This is a genomic window from Pantoea eucalypti (assembly GCF_009646115.1).
In the GTDB taxonomy this organism is placed as follows: domain Bacteria; phylum Pseudomonadota; class Gammaproteobacteria; order Enterobacterales; family Enterobacteriaceae; genus Pantoea; species Pantoea eucalypti.
Genome location: NZ_CP045720.1, coordinates 1,177,742 through 1,203,182, shown reverse-complemented (window position 1 = coordinate 1,203,182; position 25,441 = coordinate 1,177,742). Strand labels below are relative to the sequence as shown.

The window sequence follows — 25,441 nt, the reverse complement described above, 5'->3', positions numbered from 1 at the left end:
TTTTATTTAAGGTGTCCATCAAGATTGGCACCTTCATATTTTATCTGCCCATAAGAATGTTTCTCAAAGTATAACTCTTAATCCGATGAGACACTCTTGACACATTCATGAAGCATTAATGAAAATTAAGACTCATATGTTAAGCCAGAACTCAAAAAAGTTTTAATGCTCTGAAGAATCATTGCCGACTGGCTAAATGGTAATCCAGGACTGGTTATTCAGTGTGGCTTGAAATCAGTATCTATAGCGGCAAGTTTAGAAATTTTGACAACTCCCCCGCCGGCACGCCGAAGGCGTCATGCCATAAACCTGACGAAAACGATGACTGAAGTGTGATGAAGAGTGGAATCCACACTGAAAAGCAATGTCGGTCAGCGTCAGGTCAGGTCGCTCAAGCAACGTCCGTGCGCGCTCCATACGACGGCGCATCACAAACTGGTGTGGCGCTTCGCCCGTGGTGTGACGGAACATACGGGCAAAGTGAAACTCACTTAATGCCGCTTCCTGCGCCAGCACCGCCAGAGTTAAAGGCTGGTCGAGATGGGTTTCAATAAATTCCAGAACACGTCGTAATACCGCCGGCGCCAGTCCGCCACGCACCTGTGGCAGTTGCCACCTGACTTCGCTGTAGTGCTGCAATAGATGGGTCAGAAGCAGTGTGGATGCACTGCTCAGCATCAGCTGGCTTGCGGGCTGTTGCCAGTCACTGCTCAGAAGAAAGTGCCGATAAAGCTGGGTAATGCGGTCATCAGTGGAAAAGATTTTTTCATGCAGATTTAACTGCGCCGGGCTGCGGTCCCAGACCCGTTCGGCCAGCTGCCGCAGCTGGTTTTCGCTGCAATAGAGATGAACAAAGGCGAGATCGGCTCGCAGATCCCAGGTTGATTCCGTGCCTGCCGGCATCAGACAGAAGCGATCCGGTGCGCCACCATTACGCCAGCCGTGTGGGGTTTTATGCCAGGTATCGTAGCCGCCCGCGACATAAAGGCTCAGGGTGTGATGATCGCTGAGGTTGGTGACGCGATCGCCGCTGTTGAACCAGGCTGCCAGCTGAATGCCACTATTAAGATGCACATGGTCACGCAGTTGCGCTTTGTGACGTTGCAGCATTTCAAAGGTCTGGTAGGTACGCATCAAAGTATCAGTTCAGATAAAACAGAAGATCAGTTTACGGATTGTAAGGGACAGAGAACAGGTCACATTGGGACGGAGGATAAAAATGCGCAAGATTTTGCAAATCCGGCGCAATGCCCTGCAAGACCAGAACGCAGTGCAGATGCAGAATCAACGGTTTAGATCGGAGAATCTGGCATGAACCTGTTTTTGTATCTTTCTGTTGTACTTATCTGGGGCACGACCTGGATCGCGATTTACGCGCAACAGTCTGCGGGCGATAACGCCGTGGTCGTCGCGGTGTTCTGGCGGTTTTTGCTGGCTTCACTGGTCATGCTATTGCTGCTTACGCTGATAAAACGGCTGCACAGACTGACACTGCAGGATCATCTCTTTTGTATGCTGCAGGGCTGTTGTGTCTTTGGCTTCAACTTTGTCTGTTTCTATTACGCGTCCGGCTATATCAGCAGCGGACTGGAGTCAGTGATTTTCTCAATGGCTGTCATGTATAACGCCATTAATAGCTGGGTATTCTTCCGTCAGCGCCCCTCTGCACGTCTGATTCCGGCGGTAGTGCTGGGGATGGCAGGCATTGTTGCCCTGTTCTGGCACGATCTGCGCAGCACGCAGGCCTCGGCAGAATTGATATGGGGCATTGGATTGAGTGCACTGGGCACCCTGGGATTTTCATTCGGCAATATGATCAGTCAGCGACATCAGCGTCTGAAACGCGACGTACTGACAACTAACAGTTACGGCATGTTATACGGTGCGGTTGCGATGGCCCTTGTCTCGCTGGCACAGGGGATTTCGCTGCAGCCAGCATGGAATACCCAGTGGGTGGGAGCCTTAACTTATCTGGCTCTGGTAGGGTCAGTGATAGGGTTTGGCGCCTACTTTACGCTGGTCGGTCGCATCGGAGCCAGTCGTGCTGCATATACAACTGTCCTGTTTCCGCTGGTTGCACTGGCACTTTCCACCCGATACGAAGGGTACGAATGGCATGCCAGCGCCATCCCTGGCCTTGTCATGATTTTGCTGGGCAATGTTGTGATGTTTGCCCGCTGGCCGGCAAGCCGTCGCCGGGTCATTATCTGACATGAATGCGGGCTAAGGCCCGCGTCCGGATGGGCGTTACGCCGACTGCTGCTGAAGAAGTTTCTGTGGTTGATTGATCGCTTTACGCGCAATCCAGTAAAGCAGAACACGCTCATCGTCACTATCACGATCGGCCATGGAGAGCAGTTTCAATGCCAGGGTCGATTTAGTCACAGGCTGCTGTTCTGTACTGAGTTCAATCACCGCCTGACCGATGATGCAGCAAACGTCATCCTCACTGCTATTGGATTCATATGTCCGGTCTTTCATATTTCCTCCTGTTAAGTGAGTTGTAAGTCTGGCAAATAATCTGGAAACCCGCTCACAGAAACAGCGAAATGAAACATTATCTTACGGCTAATTACGCTTACACATCATGATGCCGTATTGGTTACTTTTCCCGTTACGCCCCGTCGCTGCACCTGTGACGATGTCGTTCATACCCTCTGAAGAGCATTTCATTCCCTGATCCGTTCTATTCATGCCTTTATTACACACGCACGCGAAGCACGGCTTTATTCTGACCGCAGTTTCCAGATTCCCGGACGGGAGAGAAAAATCATGAACCAGACTCAACAGGCTTCTTACCAGCGTTCCCGCTGGCTTACATTGTTCGGCACGGTAATCACTCAGTTCGCGCTGGGGTCAGTCTACACATGGAGTTTGTTTAATGGCCAGCTGTCACAGAAGCTGGATGCCCCCGTCAGTCAGGTCGCTTTTTCTTTCGGCCTGCTGAGTTTAGGTCTGGCTATCGCCTCTTCGCTGGCCGGTAAATTACAGGAACGTTTTGGTGTACGCCGCGTCACTATCGGTGCAGGTGTACTGATGGCACTGGGTTTCTGGCTCACCGCTCACGCAAATAACCTGATGATGCTCTATTTCAGTGCCGGCTTGCTGGTCGGTCTGGCCGATGGCGCAGGTTACCTGATGACGTTGTCTAACTGCGTGAAGTGGTTCCCTGAGCGCAAAGGAATGATCTCTGCCTGTGCGATTGGGGCATACGGTCTGGGCAGCCTGGGATTTAAATTTATTTGCGGGGCGCTGCTGGCGACGGTGGGTCTGGAACAGACCTTCATGATCTGGGGCGTGCTGGCGATGTCGATGATTATTCTCGGTGCGCTGCTGATGCGTGAAGCACCACTGCAGCAGATCGGAACCTCAACTAAAGGTCAGCAACATACGCGGGATTACACGCTGGCACAGTCGGTACGTCTGCCGCAGTACTGGATGCTGGCGCTGATGTTCCTGACCGCCTGTATGAGCGGCCTCTATGTGATAGGCGTTGCCAAGGATATCGGCGAAGGCATGGTGCATCTTTCCACGCAGACAGCTGCCAGCGCAGTAACAGTGATCGCGATTGCCAACCTGAGCGGTCGTCTGGTACTGGGTGTGCTCTCTGACAAAATGATGCGCATCAGAGTCATTTCACTGGCGCAAATTGTGTCTCTGATCGGAATGAGCGTGCTGCTGTTTACCCGGATGAATGAGATGACCTTCTTCCTGTCACTCGCCTGTGTCGCCTTCAGCTTTGGCGGCACTATCACAGTGTTCCCATCGCTGGTGAGTGACTTCTTCGGGCTCAACAACCTGACTAAAAATTACGGTCTGCTCTATCTCGGCTTTGGTATCGGTAGCGTGCTGGGTTCACTGGTCGCCTCACTGTTTGGTGGTTTCACCGTCACCTTCAGCCTGATTATGACGCTGCTGGTCATCTCGCTGTTCCTGTCACTCACTATCCGCTTACCTCAGAGTTCCGTCACAGCAGAACCGGTGTTGCAACGCCATTAACGCTTACTGACAATGACTACGGGCCGCGATTAAGCGGCCCGTAGTCGTTTAACCGCGGAATCGCGGCTCTGCCATTCCCGCCACCGTCAGGTCTACTGCAAAGATATCGCCGGACTGCGGATAGCGTGCCAGCTCCTCTTCCGTGCGATCTTCACGTGAACTGGTAATGAACAGCGTTTTAAGATCGGCACCGCCAAAGGCCACCATGGTTGGCCACTTCACCGGCAGCAGGATCTCATCGACGATTTCGCTGGTCTGCGGATCGATACGTACCACGCGTCCGCCATCAAACTGTGCAGACCAGTAAAATCCTTCACTGTCCACAGCAGCGCCATCCGGTAGCCCGCCCTTCGCGTCGAAACGGCGGAACAGCGTGCGCTCACCCGGTTCGCCCTGCTCATTCAGCGGATAGCGATAGAGTGCCTCATTCGGCGTGTCGCTGTGATACATCCAGCGTCGGTCAGGAGAAAATGCCAGCCCGTTGGAAATTTTAATGTCGCACGCCTTCACCTCCAGCTTCAGGTCAGGCGTCACACGGCACAGCAGGCCGCCGTTTTTGTCCTGCGGTTCCCACAGGCTGCCGCACCAGAAGTTACCCCAGGGATCAACGCGGCCATCATTAAAGCGACTTTGCGCAGCGATACCGGGATTCTCTGCGACCTTTTTCTCCGGCTTACCCTGCGCATCCAGCAGCCAGACACCGCCGCGCAGTGCCGCTATTATCCCGCCCTGCTCACGCAGCCCAATACATCCCACCTCTTCCGCCTGCGGGAAGGTTTGCAGCTCGCCGCTGACTGGATTAAAACGGTGAATGGCCGGTGCCAGGATATCGACACAGTAGAGCACCTGCTCCTCCACTGACCAGAGCGGGCATTCGCCCAGCTCTGCCTGTAAAGCCAGAATATTTTTAACGTCATGCGGCATGTTTCTCTCCCATTGAACTGACATGCTAATAATGTAGTGGTAAAAACTTTTAAATGAGAATTATTTTCGCTTGATTTTGAGACTATTCTCTTTGATAGTATCTATTATTCAGTTCATTCCGATGTCTTTAATTCCCCTTACCGCACACTTCAGCATTTTGAAATATTCCGTCATATCTTCTTAAATAACTCTACAAAGCCTGCATCTTCACTCCACTTTTCCGGCGTAGTGTCGTAGTCATTGGAAAAGAGGAGAAGCTTCCGATGAAGAGATTAATTAAAGTCGCTTCTGTCGTTGCACTGATGACGTTATTAAGTGGTTGTATCATCAGCCCACGACACGACAATGGCTGGCATCGCGGTGGTGGCGGCGGATATCATGGAGGCTACTATGGAGGTTATCACGAAGGGTATCATGGCGGTTACTATCGCCACTGACGGGCAAAGATGTCACACAGCATAAAATAAAAGCATTACATTTTAAGGGCGGGATATTTATCCCGCCCGTTTTATTTAACTTTTCAATGCGTAATTACACTGGAACCACGCTTTCTTCAGTCCCGGAATATGACTCTCCTCGGCAGGCAGCGCTTCGACCTTATCAAATCCTTTACTGCTGCAGTAATTCGCCAGATCAATATCCATTGCGTCACGATTGACCTTTGCCGGGTCAAAACGGTACTGAACGGTATTTGAATCCGGATCTTCATCAACACGTTCGAATGCCCCGGGTTTGCTGGCAGTACATCCACTCAGCAAAATCAGCGCTACTGCGCCGGTAATTAGTTTTTTCATAGTTGTTGTCCTCACGTTGCCGCGCAGTGTATGACGCAGCATGTCGATCATCCATAGGATTTATGCGCGAAAATTAAAAATTGAGAAGCTTTTGCCGATTAATGTAATACGATTAAACGGCTATCGCTATCGTGCCAGAAATGACAGGATGTACTCAGACAAGACGAAACGAAGACTGCACCACACCAGGAAATGCCAAAAATAAAAAAGCTGTTCCTCTCTCTTCCCTGCCCGCGCTTAGCGGGCTTTTTTTTGCCCGCTATTCCGCGGTCGCTTACTGGCCCGTCATTGCCACCATTCTACGTAACAGGTTAGCGGCGCGTTTGTCAGGTAATGCCAGAATGGCACTGTAGAGATCAATGGACATGCCACACAGCGATGAGCGATCCACTGCCGTGTCAGCTGGCATATTCAGCTGCTGCAGTTTGTCGCCCCATTTCAGAAAGAGGCGTCCGACGATCTTTTGCAGATCATCCTGCGCCTGCGTCTTATCGAGGGGCTTTTCGGGCGGAGGGCTGTTAAGCAGCAACTGCTCCATGGCATCCGCTTCTTTGCGATTCAGCGAAGACGGTAGCGTAGTCTGTAAATTAATTCCTCCACTCACCTGCGGATAGAGAAAACGGAAGCAGAGACCCGGATCGATTTGATTCAGCGCCCGCATCTCTTCTACTGAGACGCCGATATAGTTAACCACCGCTGCATCCGTTGCGCGCATCAGCCGTTGGTTGACCACCTCAATCAGCCAGCCACGCAGTTCACCTGTTGCCTGCAGAGCGGGCTCGCCTGCACGGATTCGACGGGTCAGCTCCTGGGTCAGCAATAACCAGAGCGCGGGTTCCTGCGTTTGCAGCACGCGATAGCCTGGCATCTTTGCCAGTTGATTTACTGCCTGCTCATGCTGGCTTGCCTGCAACTGATGCGGCGCGACCCAGCTGAACCAGAGCAGATTAGCCATGATCAGGGGCAGCAGAAAAATGAGCAGCCCCTGCCACAAACGCAGTCGGGTCGTTTTGATCAGCACAATAACGATCAACGCCAGCAATGAAAACGCAGCCAGCGTAATAAAAAGCAGAGAATTCATGCTGCGGGGTTAATCCTTACGCACATCGATTAGCACAGGACAGTGAGCACGCTCAATCACCGCTGCGCTGACCGAGCCTTTTAATAATCTGTTAAACGAAGAGAGGTGGCGACGTCCCATGATAATCATGCTTGCCTTAAGCTGTTGTGACTGGGCAACAATGGTATCTGCCGCCTCACCCGCCAGGATCACGCCACGCGCATTAATGCCAGCGCGCAGTAACGGTGCCAGTGCATGACGCACCACCATTTCCGCCGTATTTTGCTCATCCTGTGCTGCCACAAAATCGGCCGGGTCTTCACCCGCATCGATTTCCATCGGCTGATTACAGGAGGAGTAGGCAGGATCGACGCAGCACAGCACCACCACATCGGCGCGATGTGCCAGCGCTTCTTCAATCGTCAAGGCAACCACTTTCCCGGCAACCGGAGAGTGGTCTATGGCCATCAGCAGGGTTTTCATCAGATGCTTATCCTTAAATCGCGGCAACTTTGCCGATTTCACGCACCAGCGCCTCTTTACACTTCAGCATCTCGTCACGAAAACGCGCTTCATGTCGCAGAAAACGAGCAGAGGGCACCAGTAAAGAGACAGAAAAGCGACCAAACAGCGTATCCAGCGCAAACGCCATGGTAGAGATCCCTTCCAGGGTTTCACCGCGATCCACGGCGATACCGGTTTCGCGGACTTCCCTGATAAGTTGTAGCAATTGTGGCAATGTTTTCACCGTCTGATCGGTCAGCTCCTGCCAGGCGTCGCCAACAATCGTCCGGACATCTTTTTCACACTCCAGTGCCAGCAACGCCCGTCCCCCGGAGGTACTGTAGAGCGGCAGATTCAGTCCCATATGCGGGACAACCCGAAGTTCACGTGACGCCACGACATGGTGAATAATCGCCAGCTGGCTGCCGCTGGCGCGCGCCAGCGAGACCGTTTCATTAGTATCCGAAGAGAGTTTTTCCAGTAGCGGACTGACCAGATCAACCACGTCGGTATGCACGCTGGAGATCAGTTTTAAAAGGGCAGGTCCCAGACGCAATCCGCCCGCCCCACTGCTGCGCACAAGCTCTGCGCTGTCGAGCGCAGCGACAATGCGCTGCACCGTTGAACGGGGCAGTTCCACCGCCTGAGCGATCTCGCCAAGGCTCATGCCGCCCGGCTGTTCGCCCAGCGCATTAAGAATTTTTGCCGCACGGGCGATGACCTGGATACCGCCCGTTTTTTCATCCTCGCGGCTGGAGGGTTGATGTGCCATAGCGTCGTCCTGTTTGAGCTGCCTTACTGTAACGCGAATGCCGCACTTTTTACAGCCTGTACCACATTGCAATACAGCATACCGGGATGTAATATTACGCCCTGTACCACATTGCAGTACACTGCATCATAATAACGAGATTGCCAGTAATGAACGCTAAGCCCGCCACGCCGCCGGCTCCTCATCCTTTTACACTCCGACTAGCTCTGGGCCTGATCGGCGTGCTTATTGCTGCGCTGACCTCCGGGCTGAACGACCGCGTCAGTGATATCGCGCTGGCTGATATCCGTGCCGCAATCGGCATCGGTTTCGATCAGGGTAGCTGGATTATCTCCGGCTATCAGGCGGCAGAAGTTGCGGCGATGATGATTGCCCCCTGGTTTGCCGTCACCCTGTCGCTGCGGCGTTTTACACTCGGCGTGTCGGCGGGATTTATGCTGACCGGCATTCTGCTGCCGCTGGTGCCGGATCCCACGCTGTTTATCAGCCTGCGCGTGCTGCAGGGGTTGTTTGGCGGCGCACTGCCGCCGATGCTGATGACTGTTGCTCTGCGCTTTCTGCCGCCGCCTTTTAAGCTGTTCGGCCTGGCGGGCTATGCCCTGACCGCGACGTTTGGCCCCAATATGGCAGCGTCGCTGGCCTCAATATGGACCGACCATGTCAGCTGGATCATGGTGTTCTGGCAGGTGGTGCCTGGCATGCTGATTGCGATGGTGCTGATTAGCTGGGGGATACCGCAGGACCCGCTGCGTCCGGAACGTTTTCAGCAGATCGATCTGTTCGGCATGGTGACCGGTTGCATTGCTGTCGCGCTGCTGGTGCTGGTGCTGACCCAGGGGGAACGTCTTAACTGGCTGAACTCGCCACTGATCGCCGGTATGCTGCTCGCCGCGCTGCCGCTGCTGCTGGTTTTCCTGATCAATGAGTGGTTTCACCCGCTGCCGCTGTTTAAATTACAGATGCTCAGACGGCCCAACCTGGCGCACGGCCTGCTGGGGCTGGCCTGCGTGCTCATCCTGGGGCTTTCAGGTTCCGCGCTGCCTTCGGCCTACTTTGCTCAGGTGAGCGGCTTTCGCACCCTTGAGTTTGCCCCGCTGGCACTGACCGTAGGCCTGCCACAATTGCTCATCGCGCCACTGATTGCTGCCCTGCTCAATATCCGCTGGATTGATTGCCGCTGGATGCTGACGGCGGGCGTCGGCCTGCTGGTGACTGCCTGTCTGCTGGGCTCGCAGATCACCAGTGACTGGGCGCGACAGAATTTCTGGCTGCTGCAAATCCTGCAGGCGTTCGGACAACCGATGATCATTTTGCCGATATTGATGAGTGCCACCAGCGTTGTGGCCCCACCTGAAGGCCCTTTTGCCTCCGCGATGTTTAACACGGTACGCGGGTTTTCCAGTATTGCCGCCTCCACGCTGGTTGAGGTTTTCCTTTCTCATCGTGAGCAATTTCATTCCAGTGTCCTGATTAATCAGGCCGCCAGCCGCAGCTGGCTGATGACCGCGCCAACAGCCGATCAAGCCAGCCGCAGTTTGCCGCTATTGCCGGATGGCAGCATCAGCGCCAGCGATAATCTCAGCGGATTCGCCACCCTGGTCCGGCATCAGGCCACGATCCTGAGCCTGAGCGACAGCTGGCTGATGCTGACCGGCTTTGCCGCCTGCCTGTTATTGCTTACCGCCATCCTGCCAAAACGGGTCTGGCCGCCTCAAACTTTGATTCAACACCCCTCCCGGAATAACTGAATATGCGTACTTTTGAAATGAGAAGAACCCTGCTGCTGAGTCTGCTGCTGCTGGTGTTACTGGCCATTGCCTTTGTTGTCTGGACGATGATGACCAGCAACGATCACCGCACCAATGATGCTTACGTCAATGCGGATTACACCCTGGTAGCACCGAAAGTCTCGGGCTACATAAGCCATGTTGAGGTGCAGGATAATCAGCAGGTCAAAGCGGGCCAGTTGCTGGCAACGCTGGATGACCGTGACTATCGGGTGGCGCTGGAGAGTGCTGAAGCTGACCTGCAGGTGAGTCAGGCGAAACTGCTGAGCAGCCAGGCTCAACTGGAACAGCAGCAGTCGATGATTGATCAGCAGAAAGCCAGCGTCGCGGCAAGTCAGGCTTCTGCGCAGTATGCGGGTCAAAGCGCCGATCGCTATAACCGCCTCTATAAAAGCGGCACCGTCGCCGCTGACGATCAGCAAAAGGCCAGCTCAAATCAGCGCTCGGCGCTGGCAGCTGTCCATCAGAGTCAGGCTGCACTGGCATCGGCAATAAAACAGGTGGGCGTATTACAGGCGGCGGTGCGTTCAGCAGAAGCAGATGTTGCCGCAGCCAAAGCCAGCGTCGATCAGGCCAGGCTGAATCTCTCCTACACGCGCATTACGGCTCCTGTTGACGGCATGGTGGGTCAGCGTGCGGTGCGGACAGGCGCATACGTTTCAGCCGGAACCCGTCTGCTGGCCGTGGTCCCCCTGCAGCAAACCTACATTACGGCTAACTACCTTGAGACGCAGTTAAGCGATGTGCGCCCAGGACAGCGGGTCCGAATCCGGGTTGATGCCCTGCCAGGCGAGACCTTTACCGGTCATGTGGACAGCATCGCACCGGCCACTGGTGCAACTTTTTCAGCGATCGCTCCCGATAACGCCACAGGCAACTACACTAAAGTCGTTCAACGTCTGCCGGTGAAAATTGTGCTGGATGGCGACCAACCGCATCTGGTTCAGTTACGTGTCGGCATGTCGGCGATCCCTGAAATCGAGGCGCCCTAATATTGTGAGCAATATCTCAGAACGGGCCTATTTCATTTGGGTGGGATTACGCGTAAATTAGCGCCTGATCCTGTTCTGAGAGTTATTCAGATCGACCCGGAAGAGAGCAGACCATTACTGAAATGGCGATCTCTTTTCCACATCTGTTCGCGTTGCACTGGTTTGGGATCGCCATCATCGTAACCGCTCAGAGGAGTTGCTTTGTGAAATATGCCTTGATGGGAATATCTTTTTTCGCGTTACTTTGGTTCGGAACCTTTGTTCTGCTGCTGAAGTAATGGCGTGACAGTGCCGCCATGGGGCGACCATCGTGTCGCCCCTGCTGGCTGTCAGCTCTCTTCTTCTGTTTTCATGCTGCCCGGCAATACGCCATCGGCACGAAACATCGCCTTAATTCCCCGCACTGCCTGACGAATACGATCGCTGTTTTCAATCAGCGCAAATCGCACGTGCGTGTCGCCATAGTCACCAAAACCGATACCAGGGGAAACACAGACTTTCGCCTCCTGCAGCATATGTTTAGCAAATTCCAGCGAACCCAGATGTGCATAATGGTCGGGAATTTTTGCCCAGACGTACATCGAGGCTTTGGGGTTATCCACCATCCAGCCCGCTTCATGCAAGCCTTTGACCAGCACATCACGGCGGCGTTTATACTGCTCAGCAATGTCACGCACGCACTGCTGATCCCCTTCCAGCGCGGCAATGGCTGCCACCTGTAGCGGCGTAAAGGTGCCGTAGTCATGGTAACTCTTGATACGCGCCAGCGCGGCGACCAGCTCTTTATTACCCACCATGAAACCGATACGCCAGCCTGCCATGTTGTAGCTTTTTGACAGGGTAAAGAATTCAACGGCGACATCACGCGCGCCCGGCACCTCCATAATCGACGGCGCTTTCCAGCCATCGTAAACGATGTCAGCATAAGCCAGATCGTGGATGACCAGCACGTTGTACTGCTTCGCCAGCGCAATCACCCGCTCGAAAAAGTCGAGTTCCACACACTGTGCGGTCGGGTTGGATGGGAATCCAAGGATCATCATTTTTGGCTTGGGGTAGCTTTCACGGATAGCGCGTTCCAGCTCATTGAAGAAGTCGACACCCGCCACCAGCGGCACCGAACGCACCTGCGCTCCGGCAATCACTGCACCGTAGATATGAATCGGATAGCTGGGATTGGGCACCAGTACGGTATCACCATGATCCAGCGTCGCCAGCATCAGATGCGCCAGCCCCTCTTTGGAGCCGATGGTGACAATTGCCTCAGATTCGGGATCGATCTCCACCTGATAGCGCTCAGCGTACCAGCGCGAAATCGCTCTGCGCAGACGCGGTATGCCGCGCGAGGTGGAATAACCGTGGGTATCGTCACGCTGCGCCACCTGGCATAATTTTTCGACAATGTGAGGCGGAGTCGGACCATCCGGGTTGCCCATTGAAAAGTCGATGATATCTTCGCCGCGCCGACGCGCAGCCATCTTCAGTTCAGCGGTGATGTTGAAAACGTAAGGGGGTAAACGTTCAATACGCGAGAAACGACGGGGTGTGCTGTTATCAGCCATGATGTCCTCTGCATTACGTAAGCGCCCGGACCGTCCGAGCGACGTGGGTCACTGCTGTGACCCGTTACGAACATAACGTGGCGAGGATCATTTTGTCGAGGGTGGCGGAAAATTTTTTTATTTTTGCGGATTCAGCCGTCCCAGCAGCCAATCGTTCACCCAGTGGCCATCCAGCAGATAATTATCCCGCAGCGTGCCCTCCAGCTGAAAACCGTTTTTCTCCAGAATACGGCGTGACGCCCAGTTCCCTTCAATCACCATCGCCTTGAGTTTGTGAAAATCGGCTTCAAGCAGAAACTGACACAGCGCCGCCAGCGCTTCGCTGCCATAGCCCTGACCACAGTGGCGATGCAGCAGCATATAGCCCACCTCCGCCTGACGATACGGCTCCCATTCCGGGCTGCAGCCAAACAGGCCAATGGGCTCACCGCTGTCCTGGCGTCTTGCCACCAGACAGAGCATATGAAAACTGCCCGGCTGCCAGGGTGCCAGACGCTGGGTGAAACGCTGGCGGATATCCGCTTCATCCGGGATTTCGCTTACCCATTTCATGGTGTCGGGATCTTCATGGACGGCACGAAACAGTTGCCAGTCTTCGGGTTGTAATTTACTCAGGGTTAATCTGTCGGTGACAAGTTGCATCTGTGGCTCCCGATGGGCACGGTTTTCCAGCGGTTACTGGCGCGCGTCATCGCGCAACATAGCAAAACGGCTTCACAGCGACCAGCGTGAAAAACTGTTCCCCTTTATTCCACTCAACTTTTCCTCTTTTTACTGGATTGCCGTAAAAATTGATCTGAAACATTAACTTGTGGCGGGATTGATCGGGGTGCTAGCGGTTCGCGATCACATTTTTTATCATAGAGGCACTTTCCATCGCTCACGAGTCGCCTGTGTCCTCCCACTTCACGATGTTACTGGCAGTTTTTGACCGCGCCGCCCTGATGTTGATCTGCCTGTTCTTCCTGACGCGCACCCGGCCTTTTCGTCAGCTGCTGCAAAAAGATGAGCACACCCGCGCGGAAAAAGTGGCGGTCACTGCCATCTTTTCCCTGTTTGCGCTGTTCAGTACCTGGTCGGGCGTCAATGTCGACGGTTCGCTGCTGAATGTGCGGGTCATTGCCGTGATGGCGGGGGGGATTCTGTTTGGTCCCTGGGTTGGCATCGCCACCGGTGTGATTGCGGGTCTTCACCGTTTTCTGATCGATATTCATGGCGTCACTTCCGTGCCCTGCCTGATTACCAGCATCATTGCCGGTGTCGTCGCGGGCGGGATTAATCGTCGGGTACTGAAAGAGCATCGCTGGCGCGCCGGTATCGTCGGCGGCATGCTGTGTGAAGCCCTGACGATGTTGCTGATCGTCCTGTGGGCGCGCCCTGCCTCACTCGGGCTGGCGATTGTGTCGGAGATTGCCCTGCCGATGATCCTCGGCGCGTCCAGCATCGGCATCATTGTGTTGCTGGTGCAAAGTGTTGAGGGAGAGAAAGAGGCTATTGCTGCCCGCCAGGCCAAGCTGGCACTGGAGATCGCCAACAAAACGTTGCCGCTATTTCGTCAGGTGAACAGCGACTCGCTGCGCAATATCTGTGACATTATCCGAAGAGAGATCAAAGCCGATGCGGTGGCGATGACGGATAAAAAGCAGATTCTGGCCTACGTCGGCTATGGCGAACATAATTATAAACATGGTGATGATGGCATCAGCCCGACGACGGCGCAGGCGATCAACAGCGGTAAAATTATTATTAAGAACAATGATGAAGCGCACCGTACTAAAGATATACATTCGATGATCGTCATCCCGCTGTGGGAAAAAGGCAAAGTCACCGGCACGCTGAAAATCTATTATCGCCGCGCACACCGTATTACCGGCTCGCTGAAGGAAATGGCGATTGGCCTGTCACAAATTATCTCAACCCAGCTTGAAGTGTCGCGCGCCGAGCAGCTGCGTGAGATGGCCAATAAAGCGGAACTGCGCGCGCTGCAAAGTAAAATAAATCCCCATTTCCTGTTCAATGCGCTGAATGCTATTTCCTCTTCTATCCGGCTCAATCCCGATACTGCCCGCCAGCTGGTCATTAACCTTTCACGCTATCTGCGCTACAACCTGGAACTGAACGATGATGAGCTGATCGACATCCGTAAAGAGCTGTGGCAGGTGAAAGATTATATCGCCATTGAGCAGGCGCGATTCGGCGATAAACTGACGATGATTTATGACGTCGATGAAGATCTGCATTTTCTGCTGCCAAGTCTGCTGATTCAGCCACTGGTAGAAAACGCCATTGTGCATGGTATTCAGCCCTGTAAAGGCAAAGGCGTGGTCACGCTGAGCGTCCGGGATCTGGGCGATCGGGTGCGGATCTCCGTGCGGGATACCGGTCAGGGCATCAGTGACGAAGTCGTGGAACGGGTGGCACGCAACGAGATGCCCGGCAATAAAATCGGTCTGCTCAATGTGCACCATCGCGTCAAACTCCTGTCAGGTCAGGGACTGAACATCGTGCGGCATCAACCGGGCACCGAGATCGCTTTTACGCTGAGTAAAAATGGCCAGCGCCTGGCGGAGAATCTGTTATGAAAGCCATTATTGTGGAGGATGAATTTCTGGCCCAACAGGAGCTGAGCTGGATGATTCAGCATCACAGCAAAATCGAAATTGAAGCCTGTTTTGATGATGGTCTTGATGTACTGAAGTATCTGCAACAGCATCGGGTCGATGTGATTTTCCTCGACATTAATATCCCCTCGCTGGATGGCATGTTGCTGGCACAGAATATCCATCAGTTTGCCCACAAGCCGCTGATCGTCTTTATTACCGCGTGGAAAGAGCATGCGGTAGAAGCATTCGAGCTTGAGGCATTTGACTACATTCTCAAGCCCTATCAGGAGTCGCGGATTGTCACCATGCTGAACAAGCTGGAAGCCACCGCACAGGCGCAGCAGGCTGTGAGTCATCTTAGTGCCACACCTGCGCCGCAGACCGTCAACCTGATTAAAGATGAACGCATTATCGTCACTGACGTGAATGACATTTACTACGTTGAGGCGCATGAAAAGCTGACGTTTGTCTATACCCGGCGCGAGTCCTACGTCATGTCGATGAATATCACCGAGTTCTGTTCACGCCTGCCAGAGCAGCAGTTCTTCCGCTGTCACCGCTCTTACTGCGTCAGCCTGAGCAAGATCCGCGAAATCGAGCCGTGGTTTAACAACACCTATCTGCTTAAGCTGCGCGATCTGGAATTTCAGGTGCCGGTCAGCCGCAGTAAGGTTAAGCAGTTCAGACAGCTGATGCGTCTGTAATGCAGGAGAGTGAGGGAACGATTCAGGCAGGGAAGTGGCTTTCAGGACAACAGCAGGAAAAGGCAGGAGAAGCCAGGCGGTGATTTCCCGGGCCTGAACGGCTGAAGCCTCCAGATCGGGAAAGCGATCGCGCGCACAAAGGCTGTGCGCGCGGAGTAAAGCAGAATCAGATTTCGCGGCCCAGTGTCTGACGCAGATGCGCGCCCGCACCCAGCAGGCCAGGCTGATCGTGCGTAATCATGTAAACCGGGATGCTGGCAACATAGTCGCGGAAGCGTCCTTTATCTTCAAAAGCCGCACGGAAACCGGACGCCTTAAAGAATTCCAGGAAGCGAGGCACAATGCCTCCCGCAATGTAGACGCCACCAAAAGTGCCCAGGTTCAGCGCCAGATTGCCGCCAAAACGGCCCATAATGACGCAGAACATGGAGAGCGCGCGACGGCAGTCGGTACAGCTGTCATCCAGCGCACGTTCACTGACATCTTTCGGCTTCAGATTTTCCGGCACGCGGTTGTCAACTTTCACAATGGCACGGTAGAGATTAACCAGACCGGCACCCGACAACACACGTTCAGCTGAGACATGGCCCAGTTCTTCACGCAGCACTTCCAGGATCTGATCTTCTTCTTCGCTGTTGGCCGCAAAATCGACATGACCACCCTCACCTGGCAGGCTCACCCAGCGCTTGTCCACATGCACCAGATGGCTGACGCCTAAGCCGGTACCGGCACCATAAATGGCGATAGGTTTATCTTTGACCGGCTCTGAGCCGCCAAACTGAATTACGTTTTCGGCGGTCAGCATCGGAATAGCCATGGATACCGCAGTAAAATCGTTAATGATTTCCAGGTGTTCAAAACCGATGTTCTCTTTGAGCTTGCGCGTAGAAAACGCCCAGTCATGGTTGGTCATTTCAACCCAGTCATCGGTAATCGGGCAGGCGATAGCAATACAGCCATCTTTAACGTCCTGCTGTTGTTCATCAAGATAGTGGCGGATGACGGCTTCGAGGCTGTCGTATTCTGATGTTGAGAATGTTTTGGCCTGGGTGATGCTGCCGCTTTCCACCTCACACAGGGCGAGGCGCGCGTTAGTACCGCCGACATCGCCGACCAAGGCATAGGTTGTCATTCTTCTGTTGCTCCGCTTGGGGTCTTAAGAGTTGGAGGACACTATAAAATTCTGCCCATAAAACAACAACGCTCACCGGTGCGATTGGTGAGCGTCTTACTCAGTTGTGCTACAGCCTAACCGCGTTAGTCCAGCCTGCACAGCGGCAACTATCTGAATCTTAGCCGCCGTTGCGTTGATTCAGGCAGGCAGTGACTTTTCTTAGCAGTGGCGGCAAATCTTCTTTCTGCATCACCACCTCAACCAGCGACAGCCATTGAGGCGCGGCCAGTCGCGTCATCACCTCGTCTAACTGCACGGTTTCACTGATGCGCCAGCTCTGCGCCTGGCCCTGAAGGCTAAGGGCGTGTGGCAGAGCCGTCCAGTTCCACGGGGCGATATCATTGTAACGTTGTGTTGCGCCATGAATCGCCCGTTCGACGGTATAGCCGTCATTATTCAGCAAAAAGATTATCAGTCGCTGCCCATCGCGCAACATTGAACTCAGTTCCTGAATGGTCAGTTGCGCCGAACCGTCTCCGATGATCAGGATAACCCGTCGATCAGGGTTAGCGGTCTGCGCGCCAAACGCTGCCGGAAGAGTATAGCCGATTGATCCCCATAATGGCTGAACCACCAGCTGTGCCCGCGAGGGCAGTCGCAATGCGGCGGTACCAAAGGCCGCCGTCCCCTGCTCGGCCAGAATCAGGTCGCCGGGTTGCAGAAATCCCTGCATGGCCTGCCAGAAGGCGTGCTGACTGATCACCGCCGTGGGTTCTGCTGGCTGCGCGGCGGGGATTGCAGCGGCAGGCTGCCACTGCTGACCATAACGTTCAAACAGCGGTTGCAGTTCACTGAGTGCATCCGCCATCGACAACGGCGCAAAACGTTCATTACCCACGCTGGCACTGAAGGGCTGCAGATCGATCAGTCGCTCGGTGGCAAACTGCTGTGTAAAACCTGCCGTAATGGTGTCGGTAAAACGGACACCGACGCAAATTGCTGCATCCACCTGTTCAATCTGTTCACACACCTGCCCTGCACTGGCCGCGCCGGCATAGGTACCGACATAACCTGGCTGCTGCTCATCCAGTACGCCTTTGCCCATCAGCAGACTGGCGCAGGGAATCGCGCTCTGTTCGCGCAGCGCGGCCAGCGCAGATTGCTGCTGCCAGCGCAGCGCCAGAAAATCTGCCAGCAGTGAAACACGCTGTGCCGGTGCCAGTAAACGTTCTGCCGCGGCCCTGAAAGCGCGACGCGCGTCAGCCGATGCGGGCTGATGGGTGTTCAGCGGCTGTGCAGGTGGCTGTACAGCCATGGCTGCCACGTCCACTGCCAGCGACAGATAGCCGGGACGACGGGCCTGCAGCGCACTGATAATCACCCGATCAATCTCAGCCGTGGCATTGTCGGCAGTCAGCAGTGCGGTTGCCACACTGACCTCGGCAGCCATGCGAATAAAATGCTGGAAATCACCATCGCCCAGCGAGTGATGCACGCAGTCACCCTGCAACTGCGCCTGCGTGGCTGGCGCACCCACAATATGAATCACCGGCAGATACTCAGCATAACTGCCCGCAGTGCCATTAATCGCGCTGAGCTCGCCAACACCAAACGTCGTTAACAGTGCCCCCGCGCCGTTGCAGCGCGCATAACCGTCCGCCGCATAGGCTGCGTTGAGTTCATTAGCGCAGCCCACCCAGCTGATTTCAGGATGGGCGATAACGCGGTCCAGGAATTGCAGGTTGTAGTCGCCCGGCACACCAAACAGATGCTTGATACCAATCTCCTGCAGACGGGTCAGCAGGTAATCTCCGACAGTGAATGTGGACATTGCGCGTTCCTTTCAGGGAAGAGTCGGGTTAAGTATCTGACAGAGGATAAAATTAGCGAGGAGAGTAGCTATTTTAACCAGCCGCAATGCCTGGCAAGACGACGTTACGCTGGCGGAATATTCTGTAAAATCGCGAACTGCTGCGCGCTGTCACTAAGTGTAACCGTATACACTGATAGACTTTTGGCACATATTCCCGTTTTTGCTCAGGAGCGCTAAATGTCCTCTTTCCCCCATCCCGATCGCTATCAACAGATGGAATATCGCCGCAGCGGCCGCAGCGGCATCAGACTGCCTGCAGTTTCGCTGGGACTTTGGCACAACTTTGGTGACAGCACGCGGGTCGATAACAGCCGTGAGTTGCTACGTCATGCATTTGACCTCGGCATCACCCACTTCGACTTAGCGAATAACTACGGCCCGCCTCCGGGCTCGGCGGAAGAGAATTTTGGTCGTATTCTGCGGGAAGATTTTCGTGCCCATCGTGATGAGCTGATAATCTCCACCAAAGCGGGCTATACCATGTGGCAGGGGCCTTATGGAGACTGGGGGTCGCGTAAATATCTGATTGCCAGTCTGGATCAAAGCCTTAAACGCATGGGGCTGGAATATGTTGATATTTTCTATCACCACCGTCCCGATCCGGAAACCCCGCTGGAAGAGACGATGCGCGCGCTCGATCATGTGGTGCGCCAGGGCAAAGCGCTTTACGTAGCTCTTTCTAACTATCCGGCTGAACGGGCTGCCCAGGCGATTGCTATCCTGCGCGATCTCGGCACTCCCTGCCTGATTCACCAGCCGCGTTATTCGATGTTTGAACGTACCCCTGAGCAGGGATTGATTCAGACGCTGGGCGATGCGGGCGTTGGCTGTATCGCTTTCTCTCCCCTGGCAGGCGGTGTGCTCACCGATCGCTATCTGCAGGGCATTCCGGAAGATTCGCGTGCGGCCAGCGGCAGCAAATTCCTGAGCGAAAGCCAGCTGACCGAAGAGAAGATGGAAAAAGTCCGCAGACTGAATGTCATCGCACAGCAACGTGAGCAGAAACTGGCGCAGATGGCGCTGGCGTGGGTGTTGCGCGATGATCGTGTCACGTCAGTGCTGATTGGGGCCAGTAAAACGGCGCAGATTGATGACGCGGTGGCCATGCTCGCCCGTCGTCAGTTCAGCGAAACCGAATTAGCGGCCATTGACGCGGCTCTGATGTAAGCATTCACCGCCCGGCGCAGGTCGGGCGTTTTTTTCACCATAATAGTCTCAATCCCCCTTCTCTCCCCAATTTCCTCACAATTTTCCGACACAATGATGCGGTAACAACAGTAATACGCAGGCATAATCACTGCGCCGCAACAGCATAAGCCTGTTGATGAGGAGAATATAATGAAAAGAGCTCTAATTTTTGCTGCACTGCTGGCGCTGTTTTCGCCGCTGGCCTATCACACAGCCGAGGCGTCCAGTGCCTCTATTTCTCTGGCCCCTGGCGTCACCCTGAATCTGGGCGATCGCGATAATCGTGGTAATTACTGGGATGGCGGTCGCTGGCGTGAACCCCGCTGGTGGAATGACCGCTATACCTACAACGAACGCCGCTGGTGGCGACACGAAGAGTGGCGTCGTCAGCAGCAGTGGGAGCGTGAACGCCGCTGGCAGGAGCGCGACCGCGAGCGCCGCTGGGATCATCAGTATCGCCGCGATCGCGACTGGGATCATCATGACCGTCGTGGTCCAGGTCCTGGCCCGCGTGGTTTTGGGCCCCACGGACCCGGTGGACCCGGTCCGCATGGCCACGATCGTCACTAACAAAAAACGCCCGGCATAGCAGGGCGTTTTTTGTTTCCAGAAATCCTTACAGTCCCAGCGCTTCACCTACCAGCAGGTAAAGATTCAGCGCAATCACCAGCAGCACGATCAGTCGCCCGGTGTTCTGCATCAGACGCGAGTTCACCATATCATCGCCCATCAGCTCGCGGTTGCCGGTAAAGGAGAGCAGCGGAATCAGCGCCAGCGCGATACCAAAGCTCAACAGCACCTGACTCATCACCAGCACCTTTGTTGGGTCCCAGCCTGCCCAGATGACAATAAACGAGGGCAGCATGGTGACAGTTCGACGCACCCAAAGTGGAATGTGGAAACGGATGAAGCCCTGCATTACCACCTGCCCCGCCAGCGTACCGACCACTGTTGAGGAGAGTCCCGCGGCCACCAGGCTCAGACCAAATACGGTTGCGGCAGCCTGACCTAACAGCGGTTGCAGCGTCAGATAGGCCTGATCGAGCTCTGCAATTTTGCTGTGACCACTAAAATGAAACGCCGCTGCCGCAGTTGCCATCATCGCCAGGTTTACAAATCCGGCAATGGTCATGGCAATCGCCACATCCAGTTTAGTTGAGGAGTAACGCTGACTTTTGCTGTCCTCACTTTTGCCCTGCGTCAGCGCAGAGTGCAGATAAATTACGTGCGGCATGATGGTCGCCCCAAGCACGCCGGCGGCCAGGAACACGGCATCCGACGTCGGTAACGCGGGCAGCGCCATGCCGACCACCAGCTCTTTAATATTGGGCTGGGAGAAGAAAAGTTCGACAATATAGGCCGCCGCCACAAACAACAGCAGTCCACCAATCACCAGCTCCAGCGGTTTCTGCCCGCGACTCTGTAACATCAGTATCAGGAAGGTGGCGATGCCCGTCAGCACCGCGCCCTGCATCAATGAAATGCCGAGCAGCAGTTTGAACCCCAGTGCGGCACCGATAAACTCCGCCAGATCGGTGGCCATCGCGATAATTTCCGCCTGCACCCAGTAAAACCAGACGGCAGGCCGGGGAAAGCGATCGCGGATGTGTTCGGCAAGATTTTTGCCGGTGGCGATACCCAGCTTGGCAGACATGAGCTGAATCAGCATGGCCATGATATTGGCCCACACCACCACCCACAGCAATTTGTAGCCGTAAGCAGCGCCTGCCTGAATGTTGGTCGCAAAGTTGCCCGGATCGATATAGCCAATAGCGGCAATAAAGGCGGGCCCCAGCAGTGCGAGTTTGACTTTTCTGACTCCGCGAGCAGCGCGCTCGGCGGTACGACTCTCAAGCATATCCGGTACCCTGTCTGAACATTTGCCTGCCCCGGCAGCTTAGGGGTTAGCATGTGCAAGTGAAATTCGTTTATTGTTATCGGTGTAATAGATGCTGCTATAAAGTATAGCCATTGCTATACATTACAGTAAAGGAAGAGAGTGCTAAAAATGTGAGCAACGGTGTCACTTTACGCTCTGTGTAAAATTCAGACAATAATTATGTGGTTATCTGGGTTGAACAATTTTTAAACAGGGCGTGATCTCTGGAACTTTTCTGGAAAATATAGCGATAGCGAATACTTATAATGTGGTTCAGATCTCGTTTTTAAGTAACGCGTTACATAGAATACGCAACAAAATACAACCCTCCTCAAATTTGGAGCAACTATGTCCCATATTTTGCAATTTCTTTTAGCACTGGTGGTGGTCGGGATACTCTCCTTGCTGGTGAGTCACGATCGTAAAAGCATTCGCATTCGCTACATTATACAGCTACTGGTGATTGAAATTGTGCTCGCCTGGTTCTTCCTGAACTCAGAAGCGGGACTGGGTTTCGTCAAAGGCTTCGCCGGCTTCTTTGATCATCTGCTGAAGTATGCGGCCCAGGGCACAAACTTTGTCTTCGGTAGCATGAATGACAAAGGCCTGGCGTTCTTCTTCCTCAACGTATTGTGTCCAATCGTCTTTATCTCTGCGTTGATCGGTATTCTGCAGCATTTCCGTATCCTGCCGTGGGTTATTCGCGGTATCGGTACTGTGCTGTCGAAAGTCAATGGCATGGGAAAACTGGAATCTTTCAACGCCGTGAGTTCTCTGATACTGGGACAGTCAGAAAACTTCATTGCCTATAAAGATATCCTGGGCAAGATGTCACAGCGCCGCATGTACACCATGGCCGCGACGGCGATGTCGACCGTTTCGATGTCTATTGTCGGTGCCTACATGACCATGCTGCAGCCAAAGTATGTGGTCGCCGCACTCGTGCTCAACATGTTCAGCACCTTTATCGTGCTGTCATTGATCAACCCTTACCGCGTTGAGAACGAAGACGATCTGCAGTTGCAGGATCTGCATAAAGGTCAGAGCTTCTTCGAGATGCTGGGCGAATATATCCTGGCCGGTTTTAAGGTCGCGATTATCGTTGCCGCGATGCTGATTGGTTTTATCGCGCTGATTTCAGGTCTGAACGCCCTGTTTGATCTGATCTTCGGCATCAGTTTCCAGGGCGTGCTTGGCTATGTCTTCTATCCGTTTGCCTGGGTGATGGGTGTGCCGTCGGGTGAGGCGTTGCAGGTCGGCAGTATTATGGCGACCAAGCTGGTATCGAATGAATTTGTCGCCATGATGGATCTGCAGAAAATTGCAGGTCAGTTGTCACCCACTTCAGAAGGTATTCTTTCCGTGTTCCTGGTGTCGTTCGCCAACTTCTCTTCCATCGGCATCGTGGCCGGTGCAATTAAAGGTCTTAATGAAGAACAGGGCAACGTGGTTTCCCGCTTTGGCCTGAAGCTGCTGTACGGCTCTACGCTGGTCAGCGTGCTCTCCGCCGCTATCGCCGGTCTGGTTCTGGCGTTCTGAGTGCAGTGCTGAACATTTGAGGGCGAGCCTGTCTCGCCCTTTTCGTTTTTCGCCATCCCTGCTTTTCTTCCCGCTGAATACCTCTTCAGGCGACGTCCGCCCTTATACAATACACTCAGATTCTGCATGTAAAGCGCGCACGAGGCGCAGCACAGCGTTATCCGGGCAGAACGCGGCGGCGCTTGCCGGGTATGTACGCGTTAAGCGTGCGCAGCAGCTGATTTGCAAAGCAATAGCGTTAGATTCGCAGAAAGGCGAATGAAAGATAAATCAGAAAGGATTTTGACAACAATGACATCGACGTTGTCAGAAAATGGTGGAGATAAGCGGGATCGAACCGCTGACCTCTTGCATGCCATGCAAGCGCTCTCCCAGCTGAGCTATACCCCCACATCTGGAATCGTTTTTCAGTGCCAAACTTTTGGGAAAAAGTTTGGTGGAGCTAAGCGGGATCGAACCGCTGACCTCCTGCATGCCATGCAGGCGCTCTCCCAGCTGAGCTATAGCCCCGAACCGAAAAACTGTCGCGTTAAGCGACGGACGGCATAATATGAAACCGCCTCCAGGGTGTCAACGGCAAAATGACATTCTCTGTTTGATCGCTGAAAAAGGCGGCAACCTGCGAAGTTTCAGCAGCATGCTACAGATAAAAATCATGTCTGGTCATGCAGTACCGTTTTTTAACTGTTATACCCGCTGCCATCAGGTTAATTCACGGTTAAATATGTTATAGGAATTTTCTTGTCTTCGTCTTTTTCGCATGCAAAACTTAGCCCGCTAATTTAGTGGCCACCGGGACCCTCTCCCGCGCGCCACGCGTCCACCAGGCGTTATCGTCCCATTAATCATAAAAAAACTATTGAGATACTATGTCGCTGCATACACCTAAAGAAATCGCACAACTGGCGATCCAGTCTGGCGTGGCTAAAAGTCGTGCGCCTGTCAGCATCCTTCTGATTCTTGGCTTTATGGCGGGTGCATTTATTGCGACCGGCTTCCTGTTAGATCTTCACGTCATTAACTCCCTGCCCGCTGAATGGGGCTCTTTCGGTGGCCTGTTAGGTGCCGCGGTCTTCCCTGTGGGTATCATTATGACTGTGCTGGCAGGTGGCGAGCTGCTGACTGGCAATATGATGACGTTACCCGTGGCCTGGTTCGCCCGCCGCATCAGCTTTATGAGCGTAGCGCGTAACTGGTTCTGGGTGACCCTGGCGAACTTTATCGGCAGCGTGGCTGTTGCATGGTTCTTTGGGCATATGCTGGGCATGACCGAAGGTGACTACCTGAAAAAGACCGTGGCTATCGCCTCTGCCAAAGTTCATGCCGATTTCCTGCATTCCTTTATTTCAGGCATTGGCTGTAACTGGCTGGTGTGTCTGGCGGTGTGGCTGGCATTTGCGAGTAAAGATATGGTTGGCAAAATCTTCGGCATGTGGTTCCCGGTGATGGCGTTTGTTGCCATTGGCTTCCAGCACGTTGTCGCTAACATGTTTATTATTCCGGCCGCTATTTTTGCCGGTCAGATGAGCTGGGCAGAGTACTTCCCTAACTTTGTCGCCGTCTTCCTGGGCAATGCCGTAGGAGGAGCCGTCTTCGTTGGTCTGGCCTATTTCCTGGCATTCCGTCCTGCTGCCGAACCTGCCAGTAATCCTCAGTAATTCTGTTTTGCCTTTTGTCATCAGACAAAAGGCAATTTCAGCCTACGTTACTTTTCACCGTTACTTTTTGCTGTAATATGTACCGCTAATGTATTTAACAGGGACAGTGTCGTGAAAAAGGAATGGCTTACCCCCGAAGAGCTGGCTGCAGAAACGGGTTACAGTCGGCAAACGGTGAATAAGTGGATCAAGCGGGAGAACTGGACCACCACGCCAAAGCCCGGAGTTCAGGGCGGCAAGGCACGTCTTATTCATATTGATGAACGCGTAAAAAGTTTTATTCAATCCACCCGCAACCTTAATGAACCCACAGCCACCTATGGCGCAGTAACGAATTCATTACCTGCGTTATTGTTAAGTTCCATCCAGCAAATGAGCCAGGATGAACAGGATCAACTCACTGCATTAATCTTACGTGAAGGGATTAAAGGCGTGCTGGAGCGACTGGGAATTGGTGAAGAGTAAGAAAACCGGAAGCGTAGCGCCTCC

At 53.9% G+C, this 25,441-nt stretch carries 25 protein-coding genes and 2 tRNA genes; 13 read left to right on the top strand and 14 right to left on the bottom strand.

The genetic code is table 11. The features are described from left to right. Positions 1-255: 255 nt before the first annotated feature. Complete coding sequence (locus EE896_RS05660; protein ID WP_008926508.1) at positions 256-1,134, bottom strand: helix-turn-helix domain-containing protein; 879 nt, start codon at positions 1,132-1,134, stop codon at positions 256-258. 177 nt (positions 1,135-1,311) lie between these two features. Between EE896_RS05660 and EE896_RS05655 the strand changes: the two genes are divergently transcribed. Beyond that, a complete protein-coding gene (locus EE896_RS05655; RefSeq protein ID WP_008926510.1) occupies positions 1,312-2,211 on the top strand; it encodes a DMT family transporter in 900 nt (299 codons plus the stop codon). Positions 2,212-2,247: 36 nt separating this feature from the next. Here the strand turns inward: EE896_RS05655 and EE896_RS05650 are convergent, their stop codons facing one another. After that, complete coding sequence (locus tag EE896_RS05650; RefSeq protein ID WP_003848934.1) at positions 2,248-2,481, bottom strand: hypothetical protein; 234 nt, start codon at positions 2,479-2,481, stop codon at positions 2,248-2,250. A 291-nt stretch (positions 2,482-2,772) separates the two neighbouring features. Between EE896_RS05650 and EE896_RS05645 the strand changes: the two genes are divergently transcribed. Beyond that, entirely contained in the window at positions 2,773-3,999 is a 1,227-nt protein-coding gene (locus EE896_RS05645) for an L-lactate MFS transporter (protein WP_140915724.1), read from the top strand. A gap of 48 nt (positions 4,000-4,047) precedes the next feature. Here the strand turns inward: EE896_RS05645 and EE896_RS05640 are convergent, their stop codons facing one another. Then, complete coding sequence (locus EE896_RS05640) at positions 4,048-4,923, bottom strand: SMP-30/gluconolactonase/LRE family protein (RefSeq protein WP_140915723.1); 876 nt, start codon at positions 4,921-4,923, stop codon at positions 4,048-4,050. A gap of 263 nt (positions 4,924-5,186) precedes the next feature. Between EE896_RS05640 and EE896_RS22360 the strand changes: the two genes are divergently transcribed. After that, positions 5,187-5,360 carry a hypothetical protein gene (locus EE896_RS22360; RefSeq protein ID WP_008926513.1) on the top strand — a complete coding sequence of 58 codons (174 nt, stop codon included), beginning with the start codon at positions 5,187-5,189 and terminating at the stop codon, positions 5,358-5,360. A 75-nt stretch (positions 5,361-5,435) separates the two neighbouring features. On the opposite strand, the gene EE896_RS05635 is transcribed toward EE896_RS22360, so the two are convergent. From EE896_RS05635 to EE896_RS05620, 4 genes are all read right to left on the bottom strand, one after another. Further along, complete coding sequence (locus EE896_RS05635) at positions 5,436-5,717, bottom strand: lipoprotein (RefSeq protein WP_003848928.1); 282 nt, start codon at positions 5,715-5,717, stop codon at positions 5,436-5,438. Between the two features lie 274 nt (positions 5,718-5,991). Then, complete coding sequence (locus EE896_RS05630) at positions 5,992-6,798, bottom strand: hypothetical protein (RefSeq protein ID WP_003848926.1); 807 nt, start codon at positions 6,796-6,798, stop codon at positions 5,992-5,994. Between the two features lie 9 nt (positions 6,799-6,807). Continuing rightward, the gene (locus EE896_RS05625; RefSeq protein WP_003848924.1) at positions 6,808-7,260 is read right to left on the bottom strand and encodes a universal stress protein; all 453 of its coding nucleotides are present in this window, start codon (positions 7,258-7,260) and stop codon (positions 6,808-6,810) included. Positions 7,261-7,273: 13 nt separating this feature from the next. Beyond that, on the bottom strand, positions 7,274-8,053 hold the full coding sequence (locus EE896_RS05620; RefSeq protein ID WP_003848922.1) for an IclR family transcriptional regulator: 780 nt from the start codon (positions 8,051-8,053) through the stop codon (positions 7,274-7,276). 149 nt (positions 8,054-8,202) lie between these two features. On the opposite strand from EE896_RS05620, the gene EE896_RS05615 reads away from it, so the two are divergent. The 3 genes from EE896_RS05615 (at position 8,203) to ypdK (ending at position 11,110) form a co-directional block, all read left to right on the top strand. Continuing rightward, positions 8,203-9,801 (top strand): MFS transporter, encoded by a 1,599-nt coding sequence (locus EE896_RS05615; RefSeq protein WP_140915722.1) that lies wholly within the window; start codon positions 8,203-8,205, stop codon positions 9,799-9,801. Between the two features lie 2 nt (positions 9,802-9,803). Then, positions 9,804-10,832: an HlyD family secretion protein gene (locus EE896_RS05610; RefSeq protein ID WP_105098936.1), complete on the top strand. Its 1,029-nt coding sequence runs from the start codon at positions 9,804-9,806 to the stop codon at positions 10,830-10,832. A 203-nt stretch (positions 10,833-11,035) separates the two neighbouring features. Continuing rightward, positions 11,036-11,110: a membrane protein YpdK gene (gene ypdK, locus EE896_RS05605; protein ID WP_099257831.1), complete on the top strand. Its 75-nt coding sequence runs from the start codon at positions 11,036-11,038 to the stop codon at positions 11,108-11,110. Between the two features lie 51 nt (positions 11,111-11,161). On the opposite strand, the gene alaC is transcribed toward ypdK, so the two are convergent. Further along, on the bottom strand, positions 11,162-12,394 hold the full coding sequence (gene alaC, locus EE896_RS05600; RefSeq protein ID WP_078804639.1) for an alanine transaminase: 1,233 nt from the start codon (positions 12,392-12,394) through the stop codon (positions 11,162-11,164). Between the two features lie 117 nt (positions 12,395-12,511). After that, complete coding sequence (locus tag EE896_RS05595; protein ID WP_003848913.1) at positions 12,512-13,036, bottom strand: GNAT family N-acetyltransferase; 525 nt, start codon at positions 13,034-13,036, stop codon at positions 12,512-12,514. 269 nt (positions 13,037-13,305) lie between these two features. On the opposite strand from EE896_RS05595, the gene EE896_RS05590 reads away from it, so the two are divergent. Both EE896_RS05590 and EE896_RS05585 read left to right on the top strand, forming a co-directional pair. Next, positions 13,306-14,976 (top strand): sensor histidine kinase, encoded by a 1,671-nt coding sequence (locus EE896_RS05590; RefSeq protein ID WP_003848911.1) that lies wholly within the window; start codon positions 13,306-13,308, stop codon positions 14,974-14,976. Further along, complete coding sequence (locus tag EE896_RS05585) at positions 14,973-15,701, top strand: LytR/AlgR family response regulator transcription factor (protein WP_003848909.1); 729 nt, start codon at positions 14,973-14,975, stop codon at positions 15,699-15,701. The genes EE896_RS05590 and EE896_RS05585 overlap by 4 nt, the downstream gene beginning before the upstream one ends. 166 nt (positions 15,702-15,867) lie before the next feature. Here EE896_RS05585 and glk read toward each other — a convergent pair whose 3' ends face one another. Further along, positions 15,868-16,833 (bottom strand): glucokinase, encoded by a 966-nt coding sequence (gene glk, locus EE896_RS05580; RefSeq protein WP_003848907.1) that lies wholly within the window; start codon positions 16,831-16,833, stop codon positions 15,868-15,870. 160 nt (positions 16,834-16,993) lie between these two features. Continuing rightward, complete coding sequence (gene ipdC, locus EE896_RS05575; RefSeq protein WP_078804641.1) at positions 16,994-18,646, bottom strand: indolepyruvate decarboxylase; 1,653 nt, start codon at positions 18,644-18,646, stop codon at positions 16,994-16,996. A 219-nt stretch (positions 18,647-18,865) separates the two neighbouring features. Between ipdC and mgrA the strand changes: the two genes are divergently transcribed. Together mgrA and EE896_RS05565 are read left to right on the top strand one after the other, a co-directional pair. Continuing rightward, on the top strand, positions 18,866-19,855 hold the full coding sequence (gene mgrA, locus EE896_RS05570) for an L-glyceraldehyde 3-phosphate reductase (RefSeq protein ID WP_140915721.1): 990 nt from the start codon (positions 18,866-18,868) through the stop codon (positions 19,853-19,855). Between the two features lie 171 nt (positions 19,856-20,026). Then, a complete protein-coding gene (locus EE896_RS05565; protein WP_105098932.1) occupies positions 20,027-20,446 on the top strand; it encodes a DUF2502 domain-containing protein in 420 nt (139 codons plus the stop codon). 46 nt (positions 20,447-20,492) lie between these two features. Here the strand turns inward: EE896_RS05565 and EE896_RS05560 are convergent, their stop codons facing one another. Continuing rightward, entirely contained in the window at positions 20,493-21,734 is a 1,242-nt protein-coding gene (locus EE896_RS05560) for an Nramp family divalent metal transporter (protein WP_039659600.1), read from the bottom strand. A gap of 369 nt (positions 21,735-22,103) precedes the next feature. On the opposite strand from EE896_RS05560, the gene EE896_RS05555 reads away from it, so the two are divergent. After that, entirely contained in the window at positions 22,104-23,294 is a 1,191-nt protein-coding gene (locus EE896_RS05555; protein WP_140915720.1) for a NupC/NupG family nucleoside CNT transporter, read from the top strand. A gap of 314 nt (positions 23,295-23,608) precedes the next feature. On the opposite strand, the gene EE896_RS05550 is transcribed toward EE896_RS05555, so the two are convergent. Both EE896_RS05550 and EE896_RS05545 read right to left on the bottom strand, forming a co-directional pair. Next, positions 23,609-23,684 (bottom strand) — tRNA-Ala (locus EE896_RS05550). A gap of 44 nt (positions 23,685-23,728) precedes the next feature. Further along, positions 23,729-23,804: transfer RNA gene (locus EE896_RS05545), tRNA-Ala, on the bottom strand. Between the two features lie 359 nt (positions 23,805-24,163). Between EE896_RS05545 and EE896_RS05540 the strand changes: the two genes are divergently transcribed. Beyond that, entirely contained in the window at positions 24,164-24,952 is a 789-nt protein-coding gene (locus EE896_RS05540) for a formate/nitrite transporter family protein (protein WP_003848892.1), read from the top strand. 111 nt (positions 24,953-25,063) lie between these two features. Beyond that, entirely contained in the window at positions 25,064-25,417 is a 354-nt protein-coding gene (locus tag EE896_RS05535) for a YfeC-like transcriptional regulator (protein ID WP_003848889.1), read from the top strand. Positions 25,418-25,441 lie beyond the last annotated feature (24 nt).